Source organism: Psychrobacillus sp. FSL W7-1493 (assembly GCF_038004905.1).
GTDB lineage: Bacteria > Bacillota > Bacilli > Bacillales_A > Planococcaceae > Psychrobacillus.
The window spans coordinates 867,289-883,819 of sequence record NZ_JBBOSB010000001.1; the positions used below are offsets into that span (position 1 = coordinate 867,289).

General features: G+C 37.9%; 17 protein-coding genes, 1 riboswitch and 1 other annotated feature. Of the genes, 9 read left to right on the forward strand and 8 right to left on the reverse strand.

Translation table 11 applies throughout. The annotated features are described in order from the left end of the window. Window positions 1-52 precede the first annotated feature (52 nt). Together MKX96_RS04280 and MKX96_RS04285 are read right to left on the reverse strand one after the other, a co-directional pair. On the reverse strand, window positions 53-541 hold the full coding sequence (locus tag MKX96_RS04280) for a DinB family protein (protein WP_340882253.1): 489 nt from the start codon (window positions 539-541) through the stop codon (window positions 53-55). Window positions 542-746: 205 nt separating this feature from the next. Further along, window positions 747-2,111: an aspartate kinase gene (locus MKX96_RS04285; RefSeq protein WP_340882254.1), complete on the reverse strand. Its 1,365-nt coding sequence runs from the start codon at window positions 2,109-2,111 to the stop codon at window positions 747-749. A 368-nt stretch (window positions 2,112-2,479) separates the two neighbouring features. Further along, window positions 2,480-2,706 (forward strand) — a binding site (T-box leader). A gap of 56 nt (window positions 2,707-2,762) precedes the next feature. On the opposite strand from MKX96_RS04285, the gene MKX96_RS04290 reads away from it, so the two are divergent. From MKX96_RS04290 to MKX96_RS04300, 3 genes are all read left to right on the forward strand, one after another. Next, entirely contained in the window at window positions 2,763-3,908 is a 1,146-nt protein-coding gene (locus MKX96_RS04290; RefSeq protein WP_298470945.1) for a pyridoxal-phosphate-dependent aminotransferase family protein, read from the forward strand. 31 nt (window positions 3,909-3,939) lie between these two features. Next, complete coding sequence (gene serA / locus MKX96_RS04295) at window positions 3,940-5,526, forward strand: phosphoglycerate dehydrogenase (protein WP_340885861.1); 1,587 nt, start codon at window positions 3,940-3,942, stop codon at window positions 5,524-5,526. Between the two features lie 229 nt (window positions 5,527-5,755). Then, window positions 5,756-6,856, forward strand: a complete 1,101-nt coding sequence (locus tag MKX96_RS04300) for a metallophosphoesterase (RefSeq protein WP_340882255.1) — start codon at window positions 5,756-5,758, stop codon at window positions 6,854-6,856. A gap of 135 nt (window positions 6,857-6,991) precedes the next feature. Here MKX96_RS04300 and MKX96_RS04305 read toward each other — a convergent pair whose 3' ends face one another. The 4 genes from MKX96_RS04305 to MKX96_RS04320 all read right to left on the reverse strand — a co-directional run bounded on the left by MKX96_RS04305 (window position 6,992) and on the right by MKX96_RS04320 (window position 9,512). Further along, a complete protein-coding gene (locus MKX96_RS04305) occupies window positions 6,992-7,264 on the reverse strand; it encodes a YesK family protein (RefSeq protein ID WP_298470949.1) in 273 nt (90 codons plus the stop codon). A gap of 73 nt (window positions 7,265-7,337) precedes the next feature. Next, window positions 7,338-7,835 carry a hypothetical protein gene (locus MKX96_RS04310; protein WP_340882258.1) on the reverse strand — a complete coding sequence of 166 codons (498 nt, stop codon included), beginning with the start codon at window positions 7,833-7,835 and terminating at the stop codon, window positions 7,338-7,340. 213 nt (window positions 7,836-8,048) lie between these two features. Next, window positions 8,049-8,834, reverse strand: a complete 786-nt coding sequence (locus MKX96_RS04315; RefSeq protein ID WP_340882260.1) for an HAD family hydrolase — start codon at window positions 8,832-8,834, stop codon at window positions 8,049-8,051. Window positions 8,835-8,903: 69 nt separating this feature from the next. Then, the gene (locus tag MKX96_RS04320; protein ID WP_340882262.1) at window positions 8,904-9,512 is read right to left on the reverse strand and encodes a DUF3298 and DUF4163 domain-containing protein; all 609 of its coding nucleotides are present in this window, start codon (window positions 9,510-9,512) and stop codon (window positions 8,904-8,906) included. A 53-nt stretch (window positions 9,513-9,565) separates the two neighbouring features. Between MKX96_RS04320 and MKX96_RS04325 the strand changes: the two genes are divergently transcribed. From MKX96_RS04325 to MKX96_RS04350, 6 genes are all read left to right on the forward strand, one after another. Next, window positions 9,566-10,282: an AAA family ATPase gene (locus MKX96_RS04325; RefSeq protein WP_340882264.1), complete on the forward strand. Its 717-nt coding sequence runs from the start codon at window positions 9,566-9,568 to the stop codon at window positions 10,280-10,282. Further along, complete coding sequence (locus tag MKX96_RS04330) at window positions 10,283-10,864, forward strand: VanZ family protein (protein WP_340882266.1); 582 nt, start codon at window positions 10,283-10,285, stop codon at window positions 10,862-10,864. Between the two features lie 56 nt (window positions 10,865-10,920). Continuing rightward, window positions 10,921-11,082 carry a Fur-regulated basic protein FbpA gene (locus MKX96_RS04335; protein WP_169360728.1) on the forward strand — a complete coding sequence of 54 codons (162 nt, stop codon included), beginning with the start codon at window positions 10,921-10,923 and terminating at the stop codon, window positions 11,080-11,082. Window positions 11,083-11,192: 110 nt separating this feature from the next. Next, the gene (locus MKX96_RS04340; protein WP_340882268.1) at window positions 11,193-12,344 is read left to right on the forward strand and encodes a DEAD/DEAH box helicase; all 1,152 of its coding nucleotides are present in this window, start codon (window positions 11,193-11,195) and stop codon (window positions 12,342-12,344) included. Between the two features lie 3 nt (window positions 12,345-12,347). Further along, window positions 12,348-13,577 (forward strand): aminopeptidase, encoded by a 1,230-nt coding sequence (locus MKX96_RS04345; RefSeq protein ID WP_340882269.1) that lies wholly within the window; start codon window positions 12,348-12,350, stop codon window positions 13,575-13,577. Between the two features lie 14 nt (window positions 13,578-13,591). After that, window positions 13,592-14,494 carry an SGNH/GDSL hydrolase family protein gene (locus MKX96_RS04350; RefSeq protein ID WP_340882271.1) on the forward strand — a complete coding sequence of 301 codons (903 nt, stop codon included), beginning with the start codon at window positions 13,592-13,594 and terminating at the stop codon, window positions 14,492-14,494. A gap of 383 nt (window positions 14,495-14,877) precedes the next feature. On the opposite strand, the gene MKX96_RS04355 is transcribed toward MKX96_RS04350, so the two are convergent. Together MKX96_RS04355 and MKX96_RS04360 are read right to left on the reverse strand one after the other, a co-directional pair. Beyond that, a complete protein-coding gene (locus tag MKX96_RS04355) occupies window positions 14,878-15,219 on the reverse strand; it encodes a DUF4870 domain-containing protein (protein WP_340882273.1) in 342 nt (113 codons plus the stop codon). Between the two features lie 36 nt (window positions 15,220-15,255). Next, the gene (locus MKX96_RS04360; protein WP_340882275.1) at window positions 15,256-16,320 is read right to left on the reverse strand and encodes a M20 family metallopeptidase; all 1,065 of its coding nucleotides are present in this window, start codon (window positions 16,318-16,320) and stop codon (window positions 15,256-15,258) included. A 100-nt stretch (window positions 16,321-16,420) separates the two neighbouring features. Next, window positions 16,421-16,512: riboswitch (TPP riboswitch) on the forward strand. Window positions 16,513-16,531 lie beyond the last annotated feature (19 nt).

Sequence of the window (16,531 nt, forward strand, 5' to 3'; positions counted from 1 at the left end):
TGTGGGTCATGTTTTCTAAAGCATACTTTAGAAAGTACTACGTATAATCACCTTAATCTACTGTTCCTAACACATCTGTATTAGGAGGTTCATAACCCATCTGGCGTGCCATAGCCATAATCTGTCCTTTGTGATGGAATTCATGAGTGATTGTATGCATGAGCAATTTACGAGGTGTCATTGATATCGGTTCTCCTCCTTCTCTCCAAGGAATCTGCCTCTTTATCGGCTTATCCATTTGTTGTGCGAATACTTCAAATACCTCATTTACATAAGAATCTACTTGTTCAAAGTGTACTTTTATTTCATTCCAACCGAGTTCCAACAGTTTTTCCTTTGAAGTGAGAGGTTTCTTTGTTTTCAATAAAACAAATGAGCCAAGCCAAGCATGATAACAGTCTGCTATGTGAACCAGCGTGTCTCTTACACTTTGCCAACCAAAGTTATTTTCTTGAGTAAAGTCACTTGGATCTAGTTCACTACAAAAGTCAAGAAGTGTTACTCGAGTCTGTCTAACCCATTCATACTCGTTTTGAGTCACTATACCCACCCCTTATAGATGTCACATTTAATGTGATCAATACCTTTATATTCTTTGTTTTGAGTCAAATTCCTTCTTTGACTAACCTTCTCACGTTTAAATGTAAAATTTAACACAATTCCACCTTTATCTTTAACATAGCCAAATAAAAAAAGCCTCAGAAATTTATATTTCTGAGGCTTTTGAAATTTCTAGGGAAGTTGCATCATATTGTCACAGGAGCAAAAAACTCCTGGTAGAGCTCTCGAAGGATTTTGTTTTCGTTGCTTTGATGAACACCAAAGGAAAGGCTGACTTCTGACGATCCTTGGTTAATCATTTCAATATTAGCTCCAGTTCGAGCGATTGCTGTGGCAGCTCTAGCTGCTAGGCCAGTGCTATTGTTCATGCCTTCTCCAACAACTACAATCATGGAAAACTCATGACGGAAATGGGCATCTTCTGCGTGTAATTCCTCCTTAACCCTCTTTACTATTCTGTCCTCTTTTTCGGGTGTCAGCTGGTGGCTTCGAAAAATCACAGATATATCATCTAAACCCGAAGGAGTATGCTCATAGGAAATATGCTCTTCCTCTAAAATTTGTAGTAGCTTACGGCCAAAACCAATCTCTCGGTTCATCAAATACTTACTGACGTATAGTATAGAGAATCCACTATCAGCTGAAATCCCAGTTATAGGTCTTCGATTCACTTTTCTGGATGAGACAATCTTGGTGCCAGGTGCAGAGGGGTTATTCGTGTTTTTTATGCATACCGGAATTTTAGCCTTGTATACCGGCATTAATGCTTCGTCGTGGAATACAGAGAAACCGGCATACGAAAGCTCGCGCATTTCTCGGTATGTGATTTCCTCGATTTCCACAGGACAGTTAACTACTTTCGGATTTGCACAAAAAACCGAATCCACGTCGGTAAAGTTTTCGTAAAGCTCAGCTTGAATAGAGGCTGCTAATATGGAACCGGTTATATCTGATCCACCTCTATCAAAAGTCCGTAGTAAGCCCTTTTTTGTATAACCAAAAAATCCAGGGAAAACAATCACTTCACTAGTATTTTTTAGACTCGTATGGAGGTTTTTATAAGCCTCCGGGAGTGCCATTGCCCGCTCGGGTAAGTCATTTATTAACAGACCTGCTGACTTTGGACACATGTATCTAGCTGGAATTCCGATGCTTGTGAAATAAGTAGAAATAAGCTTCGCATTATTATCCTCTCCGCTCGCTTTTAAGGAATCCATAAATAAACTATGATTTTCTTGTTTCATAGATAGCCTTGAACGTAAATCCTCTTCAATTACATCACAAATGAGTAAATCTAAGTCTAAGCCTAGAGCAATTTCCTTGTAGCGATCTAACACAGCATCAAGGCAAGGCTCTACATTTTCACCATGTAAGGCAGCGTTGCCTAGGTTTATTAATAAATCGGTCACTTTTTTATCTTGTTCAAAACGTTTGCCTGGTGCTGAAACGACTACGTATTTTCTTTTAGAATTAGCCTTTACGATTTCAGCAACCTTTTTAATTTGTTCTGCGCTCGCTACCGATGTTCCTCCAAATTTACTTACGATCATCTCATCAAATCCTTACTATTTTCGATTAATTGTATTTATGGGAAAAACAAATGATTTTATACAGTGTACAAATATTAATCATATTCGTCAATACGTTAGTCAATATTTAATAAAAAATATTTCATATAAGTGTATGATTCTGTGATTAATTATATTATTGTTCGTAATTAGGTTAATTAATTAAATAAAACAACGGATTGTCCATCTTGAATCATTTTATATACGAATAATAAATATTTTTAATTTTTTAAAATAGCATAATATCAACGTTTATATACGATGTAATAAAATGATAGCGTTTTCAAGTTTTCAAACTATATTGACAACTAAAAATATCCTGCGTATGATAGGGATAATTCAATAAGTGATAAACGATTTTGACAGAGATAAGCTTTACATTTTGTAAATCTACAGAGAGCTGATGGTTGGTGCAAATCAGTGGTTTCGTATGTGAGGTAGCACTCTTGAATCGGTGGGCTGAAGTCAGTAGGCTCATCCGTGAATGCGCGTTAAGCATGTGACTTAAGAGGCTGCAGTATGTTTGCAGTAAATTTGGGTGGTACCGCGTGAGTTATTTTAGCTCTTCGCCCCTTACATTAATGTAGGGGACGAAGGGCTTTTTTGTTTTTCCAAAATAAGGAGGAGATTTGTATGCTTCAAGATCAAACCATTTTACGTATTCCAGGACCAAGTCCAATTCCACCGAGTGTGCAACGAGCGATGAATCAATCAATGATTGGTCATAGAGGAAAAGAAACCTCAGATATGCTTAAGCGTATTACCCCTGGGTTGAAGAAAGTGTTTGGAACAGACCAAGAGGTTGCCATTATTGCTGGGAGTGGGACTGCAGGTTTAGAAACGGCAGTTGTGAATGTCGTAAAGCCAGGGGAAGAAGTGCTTGTTGTAGTAACAGGTGCGTTTGGAGATCGTTTCACTAAGATTTGTGAGGCCTATCATATTAAAACACACGTATTAAGTACTGAATGGGGCAAGGCATTAGATCCACAAGAAGTTAAGGCATTTCTAGTAAAGCATCCACAAGTAAAAGCAGTATTTTCTACTTATTGTGAGACATCCACTGGAGTTTTAAATCCAATTGATCAGCTAGCCTTAGCCGTACAAGAGGTGTCAGAGGCTTTAATCGTAGTAGATGGAGTTTCATGTGTGGCAGGAGTAGAAACGAAAATGGATGAGTGGGGAATCGATGTAATGGTCACTGGTTCTCAGAAGGCATTCATGCTTCCTGCAGGTTTAACGTTCGTCGCTGCTAGTGCAAAAGCTTGGAAAGTGATCGAAGAAAACGATCAGCCTAGATTTTATTTGAACCTAAAAAAATATAGAGATAATTTACTAAAAGATACTACACCGTTTACTCCCGCCTTGTCATTATTATTTGGACTTGAGCAGGTGCTGAACTTATTGGAGACAGAAGGTCTTGAAAACGTATATGCTCGCCATGAGCTAATGAAAAATATGACTCGTGCAGCGTTTAAAGCACTAGACATTCCATTACTGACAACAGATAAGGATGCTTCCCCAACTGTTACAGCTGTTCAGCCAGAGGATTTTGATGCAGAAGAGTTCCGTAAAATTCTGAAGAATGAATTCGCGATATCCATAGCAGGCGGCCAACAGCATTTAACGGGCAAAATCTTCCGAATTGGGCATATGGGCTATTGCTCTCCAGCAGATCAGCTGCAGATCATTAGTGCGATAGAGATAGCTCTAAAAAAAATAGGTAAAGATATTGAGCTTGGAAAAGGAACAGCAGCGGCGCAACGAGTTTATTTAGCATAAGTAAAACTTAATGAGAAGGAGCAGATGAATGATGACTTACAATATACTAATTAGCGACCCACTTAGCGAGGATGGTATTTTCCCTTTAAGGGAGGCAGAGGGATTTAATATAGTAGTAGATACAGATTTAACCCCTGATCAACTTGCAGAAAAAATTGGAGAATTCGATGCTTTGCTTGTGCGAAGTCAAACTCAGGTTACTCGAGAAATTATTGAAAAGGCAACGAACCTAAAAATCATAGGCAGAGCTGGAGTTGGAGTAGATAATATCGATCTTCCTGCAGCAACAGAGCGTGGAATCATTGTTGTTAATGCACCGGATGGCAACACCAACTCTGCTGCTGAGCATACTATTGCAATGTTAATGTCGCTTGCTCGAAAAATTCCGCAAGCATTCCATTCCTTAAAAAATAAAAAATGGGATCGCAAAACGTATATTGGAGTAGAGGTAAAGAATAAAACATTGGGTGTCGTTGGATTTGGTCGAATCGGTCAAGAGGTTGCAGTTCGTGCAAAGGGTCAACGAATGAACGTAATTGCCTACGATCCTTTCTTAACCCCTGAAAAAGCAGAAAAGCTTGGCGTACAATTTGGTACAGTGGAGGATGTTATTAAAGCAGCAGATTTCATCACTATACATACTCCTTTACTTAAAGAAACACGCCACTTAATTAATAAGGACGCATTTGAAAAAATGAAGGACGGTGTACAAATCATTAACTGTGCCCGCGGCGGAATTATTGATGAGGATGCTTTATATGATGCTATTCTTTCGGGCAAGGTGGCTGGGGCAGCACTAGATGTGTTTGAAGAAGAACCATTCGTAGAGCATAAGTTGTTAACATTGCCACAGGTTATTGCTACCCCACATTTAGGGGCTAGCACAGTAGAAGCACAAGAAATAGTAGCGATTGACGTGTCATACGATGTAGTGAGCTTTTTAACAGAAGGAGTCGTAAAAAATCCAGTTAACCTTTCTTCAGTACCGAAGGACATATTGGCAAAAATTGAACCATATTTCAACCTGGTCGAACAGCTTGGATCCTTCTTGAGCGATTTAGTGGAGGGACCTCCAGAAGAAATAAATATTACCTACGCTGGCGAGCTTTCTAATTTTGATACACGCCCATTATCTCGAAACGCAGTTAAGGGCTTCCTAAAAAGCAAGTTAGGCGAGTCTGTAAACGATGTGAACGCCAAATTCCTTGCTGATCGTCTTGGCATTTCTATTAATGAATTAAAAACGACAAACTCTAAAGGATTTACAAGTCTAATTACAGTGGAAGTAAAAACTGCTACTGAATCACGAAAAGTGTCTGGTACATTATTGAATGGACTGGGCGGACGAATCGTTCGAGTGGATGACTTTATCGTAGATGTGGTCCCTAACGGATACTTACTATTTATTCGTCATAAAGACCAACCAGGTGCAATTGGGCGTGTAGGTATGCTGCTTGCAGAGGAAGGCGTGAATATTGCAACGATGCAGGTGGGACGCTCTGAAGTAGGCGGTGATGCAATCATGATGCTTACAATCGACAAGCATATAGAGGGTAAAGGTGTCGAGAAGTTAAAGAGTCTAGCAGATATATTCGATGCAACACCTATAGATTTATAAGTGAAAATTTAAAAGCTTAGTTTAAAATTGAAAAATCATCTCTCGAGGTCTTCTGAGAGGTGATTTTTTATTGGATATTTATGTTAAAATTATTATACGTGTTGAAGGTCTGCCTCAAACTAACTTTCTCACAAGGATTATTAAACTTGCCTTCTTGGGTAGATACTCTATTTCATAGAGGGGATAGGTTATAAATCTGACATAATAAAAAGGAGTCTAGCTCATACATATGGTCATCCTAATTCTCATCATCACATTGCTGCTTTATGGCGGTCTAGTCTATTATATTGGCTGGCGGGGGTATCGTTGGCTCCGTCCGGAATCATCAAGCCGTCGTTTCAAATTACTTTACAGCCTCATCGTTGTACTGGCAGCTAGCTCTTTAATCGTTGGCTTTACATCTGGTATCACATTTATAAACATTGTAGGTGCTTACTGGATGGCATGTTTTTATTTACTGTTGCTCTTAGTTCCTCTTGCTCATATTACGGTTATCCTCTTGCGTTATACCCGGCTGCCTAGACATAAAACACAAAAATGGGCTGGTTTCGTCACTTTGGGACTGGTTGTATTTTTTCTAGCATACGGCACTTATAACGCGTACAGTCCTGTTGTTCGAAGCTATGATATCAGGATAGAAAAAGGCACTTCAACTCTTGATAGCCTTGATATAGCAATGGCGGCAGATACACACTTTGGTTTATTATCAGGTAAAGATCACGCTGAGCGTTTAGTTAAGGAAATCAATGCGCTCAATCCAGATGTGATCCTACTGCCAGGCGATCTCTTCGATGATGATATTCAACCATTCCTTGATCAGAAAATTGATGAAATACTCTCCGGGCTTGATGCACCATTTGGAGTCTATGCAACGCTTGGAAATCATGATAGACACGATGGTACGATGCAGGAACTAATCGAAGCATTGGAACACAGTGGAATCCATGTACTATACGATGAAATAATAGAGGTCCAAGGGCAATTTACGCTCATCGGGCGCAAGGACCGAATCGATCGGGACAGGTTACCTTTAGATTCATTGATGAAAGATGTAACCCCTTCAAAACCTAACATTTTATTGGATCACCAGCCATATGAGCTGGATCTAGCACAGCAGGAAGGCATTGACTTAATGGTATCAGGTCATACGCATGGCGGTCAGGTCTTCCCGGGCAACCTAATTACTAATGCAATTTATGAAAACGATTGGGGACATTTGCAAAAAGAACAGATGCATACAATTGTGACATCCGGTTTTGGTTTTTGGGGTCCGCCTATACGGATTGGTACACGCTCAGAGATAGTGATGATACAAATCGAGTTTGAATAAATGGTGCTGTTCCAAGCTGCAAAGTGACATTCCAAATAGAAGGGGCAATAAGTCTAGAGAGGCCATCGACGTAAACGATGGGTTAAGGCTTATTGCTCACCACACGAGAGAGGGAGGCGAATAAATTCTACTTTATTAATTTGAACTCCTTGAAATAAATCCAATGCCAGTACCTACCCATATTCCTATTAATATACTGATTGTAAATAAGCCGATTCCCATACCTTCCCAACCACCAACTCCAATTACGCTAAAAATAATTACCCCAATGCACATCATACTTAATACAGTAGAAGTAGAAAATAAAGATTTTCTTGAAACTTTACGAGATATTATGAACATACCAATTGCAAACACAATGCCGCAAAGCAATATAGGAGTCCATCCTTCTAACATCAAAGCATCCATTTAATTACCTCCTGTGAAGTTTTTCCGCAAAATACCTAAGATTTTTACTTGAAAAATTTCATCTTAACTTGATTTATTCATAGTTAACTTTAATGGGACCATATCGCGACCAGCCATTGTATCCGCTAAATTCGAACTTTAAAAATCCAATGGGTTCTACTTCATGTATCGTTAAAACAACTACTGCTTTTGATGGTTCCCTTGTATTATAATAAGCTAAACTCTCTTCCGCTTTTCCACCGTTATCAATGTAGTAATGCAAATACAAGCTTGTATCACTTGATTTAATCTCTTTGCTGCTTCCAGTAATTCGGGCTGACTCTCCAGCTTTAAGACTTTTTATCGTCCCGACTTCTTCAAAGACTCCATAAGTGGCACTATATGAAAAAATTAAATTAGAGAGATCTTGATTACTCAAATTATTAACCTCTATAGTAACTCCTTTATCATAATCTCTAAACTCTCCTTGGTTTTCCATTTCCCAAGTGTATAAAACATAATAAATAAATATTACAAATGCAACGATTGGCAATGTAAAAGTAAGTACTACAGCTCCAACTATCTTCTTCAAAATAATATCCTTCTCCCTTTCGAGGATATACTCTTTTTATGACCATAATTCTTATTTTAACATAAATATCCAATTCAAAGGTTTACCTGAAAATAAACGAGTGGAGTATTCTGAAATAATTTTCTATAGTAGCATTATATAAGCAAACTATTAAAAGGCAAGAGTGCTGATTTAACAGCATTCTTGCCTAATTTAAAATAATAAATTATATAATTATTGTTCTAATATATTAAGTAGATCATGTAAACTTTTAATAGTATACGTAGGCTGAACTTCCTCCGATACCTGCTTAGCTTCTCGATTGATCCATACAGATTGAATACCCGCACGAGATGCTCCAAGGATATCGGTCATTAAATTGTCTCCAACCATTAATGCTTCTTCCTTGCTAACTGAAACGAGCTCAAGGGCATGCTTAAAAATAGATGGATCTGGTTTTCCCTTTCCGAATGCTCCAGAGATTATAATATGATCGAAGTATGGTGAAATTTCTGGAGTAATTTCAAGCTTTGTGTTTTGCAGGCTTGGCGAGCCATTTGTCATTAGTAGTAGCGTATAGTTATTCTTTAATATGTCTAGTACTTCAAATGTTTCTTCATATACAAAAGGGCTTTCCTTGCGCATACGTGGAAAATAACTTGCTAGTTCCTTTCCAAGGGTCTCATCCTCGACGCCAAGCTTTTGTAAGCCTTGTGTCCAAGCATGTTGTTGATAGTCTGCAATTAGTAGCTTCATCTTTTGAAAATCTTCCCCTGGATCATCAAATGTACCCCATAGTCCTTCAAAAGGATTAATACCAATCATTTGGGTGAATGGACGTGTTTCATATGAATCATATAACTGGCTTGCAGAATCACGAACGGATTTTTCGAGCTCTTCAGAATTTACGCCAGCCTTTGCAGCAGCATAATCACAGGTTTTCTGAAAAGCCGTTTCTACGCTTTTCTTGTCCCATAGTAAGGTGTCGTCCAAATCAAAAAATATAGCCTTTTTCTTCATCTATGTACCCCCTCCACTAACTTACTTATTACTTTACCTCAGTAAAGGGATGTATGTCACTACCGTTAGTTAAAATGTTAATAATGTATTGAGCGGGCCTTCTGTGCGAATAATATCTTCAATTGATTTAATCGGAATAGGGAAGTATGGAAAACCATATACATAAGGGGTAATTTCATAAAGTTGAAAGTATATGACGATAGTATGATCCGCCAGATAGTAATCCTGATCGGGTCTGATAGTAGTGAAATCTTCTAAAAGAGGAACATCCCAGGCTTCTATTTTCTTCGAAATAATTTGAGAAAGCTTTTCTACATAATTGCTATTTGGATTGAACAAGTCTTTTAATGCATATTGCTTGCCAGTCGTAACATCAAAGGTTAATGACTTGGTAATAGTTAAACCATGAGCACCACCTGTAAAGGAATAAACGGTAAGGCTTAGACTTAAAATATTTCGCTCGTTTGTCTTAATTTCATAAGTTCCTACCATCTCCACTAATGACTCATTATAAAAGCCCTGTTCAATGAGTAAATTATTTAAAAGAGAAACAATATCTCCATTAATCTTTTTTTCTGTTAAAGAATGAGGTAAGTTAGTAATATGAGGATAATTAACAGAAATGTTAGGTTTTGAATGGGTAATGTTTTTGTTTGTAACGCAAACTGGAAAATCCACTGTTCACAACCTTTCAAACATAATAGTAATTATATGAATGAAAGGAGTTTCATATGTTTTTAAAAAAAGTGATGATGAGAACTGATGAGAACATATTAAGGGAAGAATACCCCTTTACTATACCTACTATCCAAAAATTTAGGGAACTTGAAATAACAAATAGCGTCACCTTCTTTGTAGGTGAAAATGGCACAGGGAAATCGACTCTATTAGAAGCAATCGCAGATCAATGCGAGTTTAATACTGCAGGCGGAGGAAGAAACAACTACTATGAGGTAGATGCTGCAGAGAGTGCATTAGGAAAACATTTGAAGCTCTCTTGGATGCCAAAGGTGACCAATGGCTTCTTTTTAAGAGCTGAGACCTTCTACCAATTTGCATCCCACGTAACGGAAAGTGAAAGTATTGGATCCTATGGTGGGAAATCACTTCATGAGCAATCACATGGTGAATCATTTTTATCCTTATTTTTGCATCGTTTTAATGGGAGAGCTATTTATTTATTGGACGAGCCAGAGGCAGCACTTTCCCCGCAAAGACAGTTGGCCTTTTTAAAGATAATGTATGATTTAGTTCAGGAAGAGGATTGCCAATTTATTATAGCTACACATTCGCCGATAATTTTAGGTTTTCCAGAAGCGACAATTCTTAGCTTTGATGACGGAGAAATAGAAGAAGTGGAATATGAGCAAACAGCACATTATCAAACAACTAAATATTTTCTAGATCACCGGGAGAAATTTTTAAAAGAGTTATTGGAAGGTGATTAGATGCCAGTGATTTTAGATTATCTAGATGAGATGCTTTATGCAATTATGATTTTTTTACCGGTCCTGATTATTTGGCGGCTAATCAGATGGAAAAGGCGTGGTTTTCATTTAAGGGAAGGGTTATACGAGCTTGGCGTGCTATTTCTGATTGCTGTATTAGTGGGATTATTTTCACAGACTATTGTTCCAAAGCCTAAAGAGGAGCAAGCATATGTGCACAGTATAAACTTAGAATTATTTCGAGTAATAGAGGAAACTTGGAATGCTATTATTTACTTAGGGTATTGGGAACCCTTTTATATTAACTTCCTTGGCAATATTGCTCTGTTTGTACCACTAGGTTTTCTTTTTCCACTTCTTTTTAGACGTATGGAGATTTTTCCCTTTCCTGTACTCATTGGCTTCTTTATTTCGCTATTTATAGAAATCGTACAGATTCCACAAAATAGAAGTAGTGACGTAGATGACCTTTGGTTAAATAGCTTAGGAGCGCTAGTAGGATATATTTTTTATCTAATTATTAAAAGGAAATTTCCTGCTTTTTGTAGGGTGTTCAAAAAAATTCAACCTACGAGTTTATAATGGTTCCGGTTTGGGTAAATATGAAACGGACAGTATAAAGCAAGGAGACATCAAGAATGATGATACAGAAGGACACACAAACAGAAAAAAGAAGAGACAATATTATAGAGGATTTAGTAAACAAAGGTGTTTTTAAAATTGATGGAAAACAATTATATGAACTGAATTTTTATCAATTAATGAAGCAATATATAAATGATGAGAAACAAACAAATTAGTGCCTATTAAAAGGCACTTTTTTTAATTGCATTAATCTACTTATATGGCTAATGGTCGATAATAAAAATGTGGTACACTTGATTCAAACACAGATGAGGTGGAGAAAAACTTGACAGTTATACAGAATTTAAATGAAACATTACAAAAAAAATGGGCAGAGGCTGAATTTGCATTTGAAATGCCTATCCAAACCCAACTAATCCCGCATATGCTTAACGGTTCAGATATAGTAGCAGAGTCCCCGACAGGAACAGGTAAGACATTGGCTTACGTTCTTCCTTTACTACAAAAGGTTGATTCTTCTAAGAAACAGATACAAGCGCTAGTCGTAGTCCCTTCACAAGAATTAGGGATGCAAATTGTAGAGGTATTTAGAGAATGGGCTACAGGAACGGGTGTCTCTGTAGCTCAATTAATCGGTGGAGCGAATATTAATCGTCAAATTGAAGGATTAAAGAAAAAACCAAATATTGTAGTTGGAACACCAGGTAGGCTGCAGGAGCTTGTAAAAGTGAAAAAGCTGAAAATGCATGAAATTAATACAATCGTATTAGACGAGGGAGACCAGCTCCTAAGCAGAGAGCATCGTACAACTGTAAAGGGTTTAATAGATGCGACTGTTGAAAGACAGCTTGTCGTAACCTCTGCTACGATTACTGAGGAAATAGAGCTAGTTGCAGAGCGTATGATGAAGGAGCCTGTCCGAATCCATGTGACAGCTGAGGAAGTGCCAGCTAAAGGTGAAGTCATCCATAGCTTTGTTAAAACAGAAACTAGAGACAAAACGGAGCTTTTAAGAAAGCTGTCTCACCTACCAGGCATGAGAGGGCTAGCATTTGTTAATAGCTTAGATCAGTTGCTAATGAAGGATTATAAGCTATCCTACAGAGATGCACCTATCGTTTCCTTGCATTCGGAGATGAAAAAAGAGGAACGTAAAAAAGCGCTAGACGATTTTAAAAATGGAAAAGTGAGTATCTTAATAGCGACGGATGTTGCAGCTAGAGGATTAGATATTTCTGGACTTACACACGTCATTCATGTAGATGTTCCACATTCTATTGAACAGTACCTACATCGTTCAGGACGTACGGGACGAGCAGGCAAAAATGGAGAAGTTTTAACACTTTTATCATATAACGATGAAAAAACCTATAAAAAATGGACAAAAGACATTCCGGGTAAAGCCGTTCAAAAAATATGGTATCGTGGTGAATTAATAGAAGGTTCATCCAAAACGATCGATAAAAAGGGGAAGTAAGTAATGGGGTTCCAACAAAATCTAGAGGAATATGCTGAGTTAGTTGTTAAGGTTGGCTTGAACATTCAGAAGGGACAACCGCTTTTAATTAATACCACTACGGATACGATCGATTTTACAAGACTGATTGTTAAAAAGGCATATGAAGCAGAAGCAAAAAGGGTTGAGGTCAATTATACAGATGAAGTAAATGCAAGATTGTTTTATGATATGGCACCTGATGAAGCATTTCATGAAGTCCCAAAATGGGTGGTTGCACAGCGGGATGAATTAATTGAAAATAAAGGGGCCTTGTTATGGATTGATGCAGATAATCCAGATTTGCTAGAGGGAGTTGCGATAGATCGGATTTCCAACTATCAAAAGGCTTCAGGTAAGGCATTAGAAAATTACCGCAAGGCGGTAATGAATGACGTGATTACTTGGTCGATTGTAGCAATGCCTTCTAAAAAATGGGCAGCAAAGGTATTTCCTAACCTAAACGAAACAGAACAAATGGATGCATTATGGGAGCTTATTTTCAAAGTAGTGCGTATTGGAAAAGGAACTGCGGTTCAGCAATGGCAGGAGCATATTAATAATTTAGAGTCACGTGCAGCATTATTGAATGAAAAAAGATATAAAAAACTGCATTACAAGGCAGAAGGTACAGATATTGAAGTGGAATTGCCAAAAGAACACATCTGGCAATCTGGAGCTAGTAAAAACGCTCAAGCAGTGCCATTTATCGCTAATATGCCTACTGAGGAGGTTTACACAGCGCCACTCAAAACTGGTGTGAACGGTTTTGTAAGCAATACTAAGCCTTTTGTCTACCAAGGGAACGTGATTGATGGCTTCAAATTGACATTTAAAGATGGTGAGATTGTTAAGGTTCAGGCAGCTTCTGGTGAGAAGCTTCTGCAAGAGCTGATTCAAACGGATGAGGGCGCAAAATATTTAGGTGAAATCGCATTGGTACCACATGAATCGCCTATTTCAGCATCTAATGTATTGTTTTTCAACACTTTGTTTGATGAAAATGCCTCTAATCACTTTGCTATCGGAGAAGCATACCCGACGTGTGTAGAGGGAGCTAGAGGTTTAACAGCAGAGGAATTAGAAAGAATGGGTATTAACACTTCTATCGTCCATGAAGACTTTATGATCGGAAGTGCAGGTATGGATATAACAGGCGAATTAGCAGATGGAACGAAGGAACCAATCTTTATTAAAGGTGCATGGGCATTTTAAGGAGCTGATCTTCAGTGAAAAGATGGATAAGTTTACTTATGATTCTTTTAGTTTTATCTCCTGTGTATGCAGTAGAGGCAAAGTCGCCAGAGGTTTATATTCCTTTAGGTGATTCACTTGCCGCGGGTCAAACACCAAATATGGCAATTGATGCAGGATATACGGACTTAATATCACAAGAGTTAAAGCGAGCCAATCTGCTTGGATTCTACTCCAAAGGACTAGCATTTCCAGGATATACAACTAGTGATGTCTTAAAAACCGTTCAGTCAACTGAAGCGAAGGAACTTCTTGCAAATGCCACACTTGTTACCATCTCTGCAGGGGCTAACGATTTGTTGAGGCTAGTACAGATTAAGCCTGCGAGTGGGATGGTCACTTACTCACAAGTTTCCGCTAATTTTGCACTAAATAATGTTAGAAAAAATATGCAAGAAATCATAAAAGAAGTTCAAGCTACTGCACCTAAGGCTAAAATATACGTGATGGGATACTATTTTGCGTACCCTCATGTGCATGAGTCTCAAAAAGAAGGTGTCGGCAAAGAGTTAGATAAGCTCCATACGATTCTACAAACTGTAGCAGAGCAAAATGGAGCAACATACATCTCAGTGGAAGAGTCTTTCGATGGGAAAGAAAAAGAATTGGTACCAAGTGTTGGTGATGTTCATCCTACCCTAGAAGGCTACCGTCAAATGGCTAACTCATTCTTTAGTAAGTACAATTCCCGTATGCTTGTGTATGAGCACGAATTGCCTAAGCCTAATCCGTTAACCTTTGAAGAGCTTATAGAAAATAGAAATCAAAGTAATAATGGTTCAACGCAAACGCAGGCAAATGCATTGCCAATTAATCGCTATCTATCGTTTACAAACGGTAATTATATAGCTATGGTCTTGCAACGTATTTTATCATAAGTCACATTGCTCAAATTTAATATCCTTAAAAGGAATATCAGCAATCAAATTAGCTGAGAACTTCAAGAGCCGCCAATTTTATTACTCATAAAATTGGCGGCTCTTTTTTGTAGTCTCTGCTATTGCAGAAGCTAACCAAAAATGGTAAAAGACTGAAGACAAACTCAAATATCTTTGAGTTTGTCTTCAGTCTTTAATTTCTTTTATATAGCTTTAGCTTAAAAAGTTCAGCGCTTTACTGTTTTTTTCGATTTCAATACTTTACGAACAATAGGATATACTACTGGTGCCCATTTAATAGCTGACTTTACTAATCTGCCTACTTTCATAATCAATCCGCTCCTTGCTTTTCTATACTTATGTTATTCCCATTCTAGAAGCAATTAAACATCATGACGCAATACCTTGATTCCTTGGACAATGTTCCAAATGAACAGAACTATATTAATCAACGTATATAAGCCCATAAAAATTAATGCTGTAGTCATGCTAGACCACATGTTTGTTGTGTCGCCTGTATAACTAAGTGGGGAAAAGTTTGCAAATACTGCTAACATAAGAAGCACAAAGAAAATAGTAGGAATAATATGTGAGATTAAAGACCTTTTTGCATGGTATTTTACCCCTTTATCGGTTGTAAGGAAGTAAACAATTATTGGAAGAATAAAGGGAGCAAATAAAATAGAAAAATAGGTTGATGCACTTAAAATTTTATTGGTATCCATACATGGTCTCCTCACATATTCTCGCTACTTTTTTAATTAGTCTAAGACAAACTTAACAAGTATGTCTTTATATTCCTCAACGGATGAAATAGAAACCGATTCCTGATCGCCGTGCCAATCAGAGCCGCTTGGCCCGAACTCTATGGCTACCGCACCCTTCGCTGCATAATAACGAGTATCTGCAGCACCATGCTGTCCGAAAAGGGTAGTTGGAGTTTGTCTGATAGAGTTACAAGTAGCTAAAAGCTTCTGTATATACTTATCATCTTCTTTATTAGTAATAGCTGGAGTATGACCTTGGAAATGTATTTCACTGCCAGGGTATTTCTCTAAAAGGTCTCTTAACTCTTTGGAGATTTCCTCCACATCTTGTCCAGGAACAAACCTTAAAGAATAACTTATGATACATTCGTCTGGTACCATATTATATCGGTCTCCTCCTTCTATTTTTGCCAAATTTAGAGAAGGATATTCATAATATTCATTACTTGCATGCATGAAAGAGCATTTTCTTAGGTCTTGATCAAATAGCATGGCTTTTTCAATTGCATTTACTCCTTCCCACGGACGGCTTCCATGAGCAGATTTACCTTTTAGGTGGATATCCCATTGTAATATACCCTTTGCTTGAAGGCCTATATTAACATGAGTGGGCTCTCCACAAATAACAAAGTCGCCGTGGTGTCCCTGTTCAACTAAATGCTTTGATGTTTTTCCTCCGGTTTCTTCATCAGTAGCTATGTGTAGCTGTACTTTTTTCGTAAGTAATTCTTGCTGCTGTGAAAGTATCGAGAAAGCCTCCATCATCGCTGCAACACCAGCCTTCATATCTGCCGAACCACGTCCATATAGTCGATCTTCCTCAATTTTTGGTTCAAATTGTTCCGGGCTTCCTGGAACTACGTCAATATGGCCGTTCCAGATAATTGTTTCTTCACCTTTCCCAATTTCAGCTACAAGCATTAGTTTGTTGTTTAGCTCATACGTCTTTGTCGTAACTCCTCGTTTTTCGAGCCAATTCTTACAGTATAGCAGTGCCTCATTTGCACCTTTCAAATCATCACTCTTTATTTTAATTAAATCCGTAAGTAAATTAATCAACTATTACACCCCTAATAATAAATTTGTATTATTATATAATACCAATCGGGGTTGCATTCTAAACACCTATCGGCTACAATGAACTCAAATAAAATAAATTCGAAACCACAAGGGGCGTCGCAAGAGCGGCTGAGATAGTACCCTTAGAACCTGTAAGTTCATACTTGCGTAGGGATGTGGATGGAAACTGGCAATCGCGCGATGTCTGGCT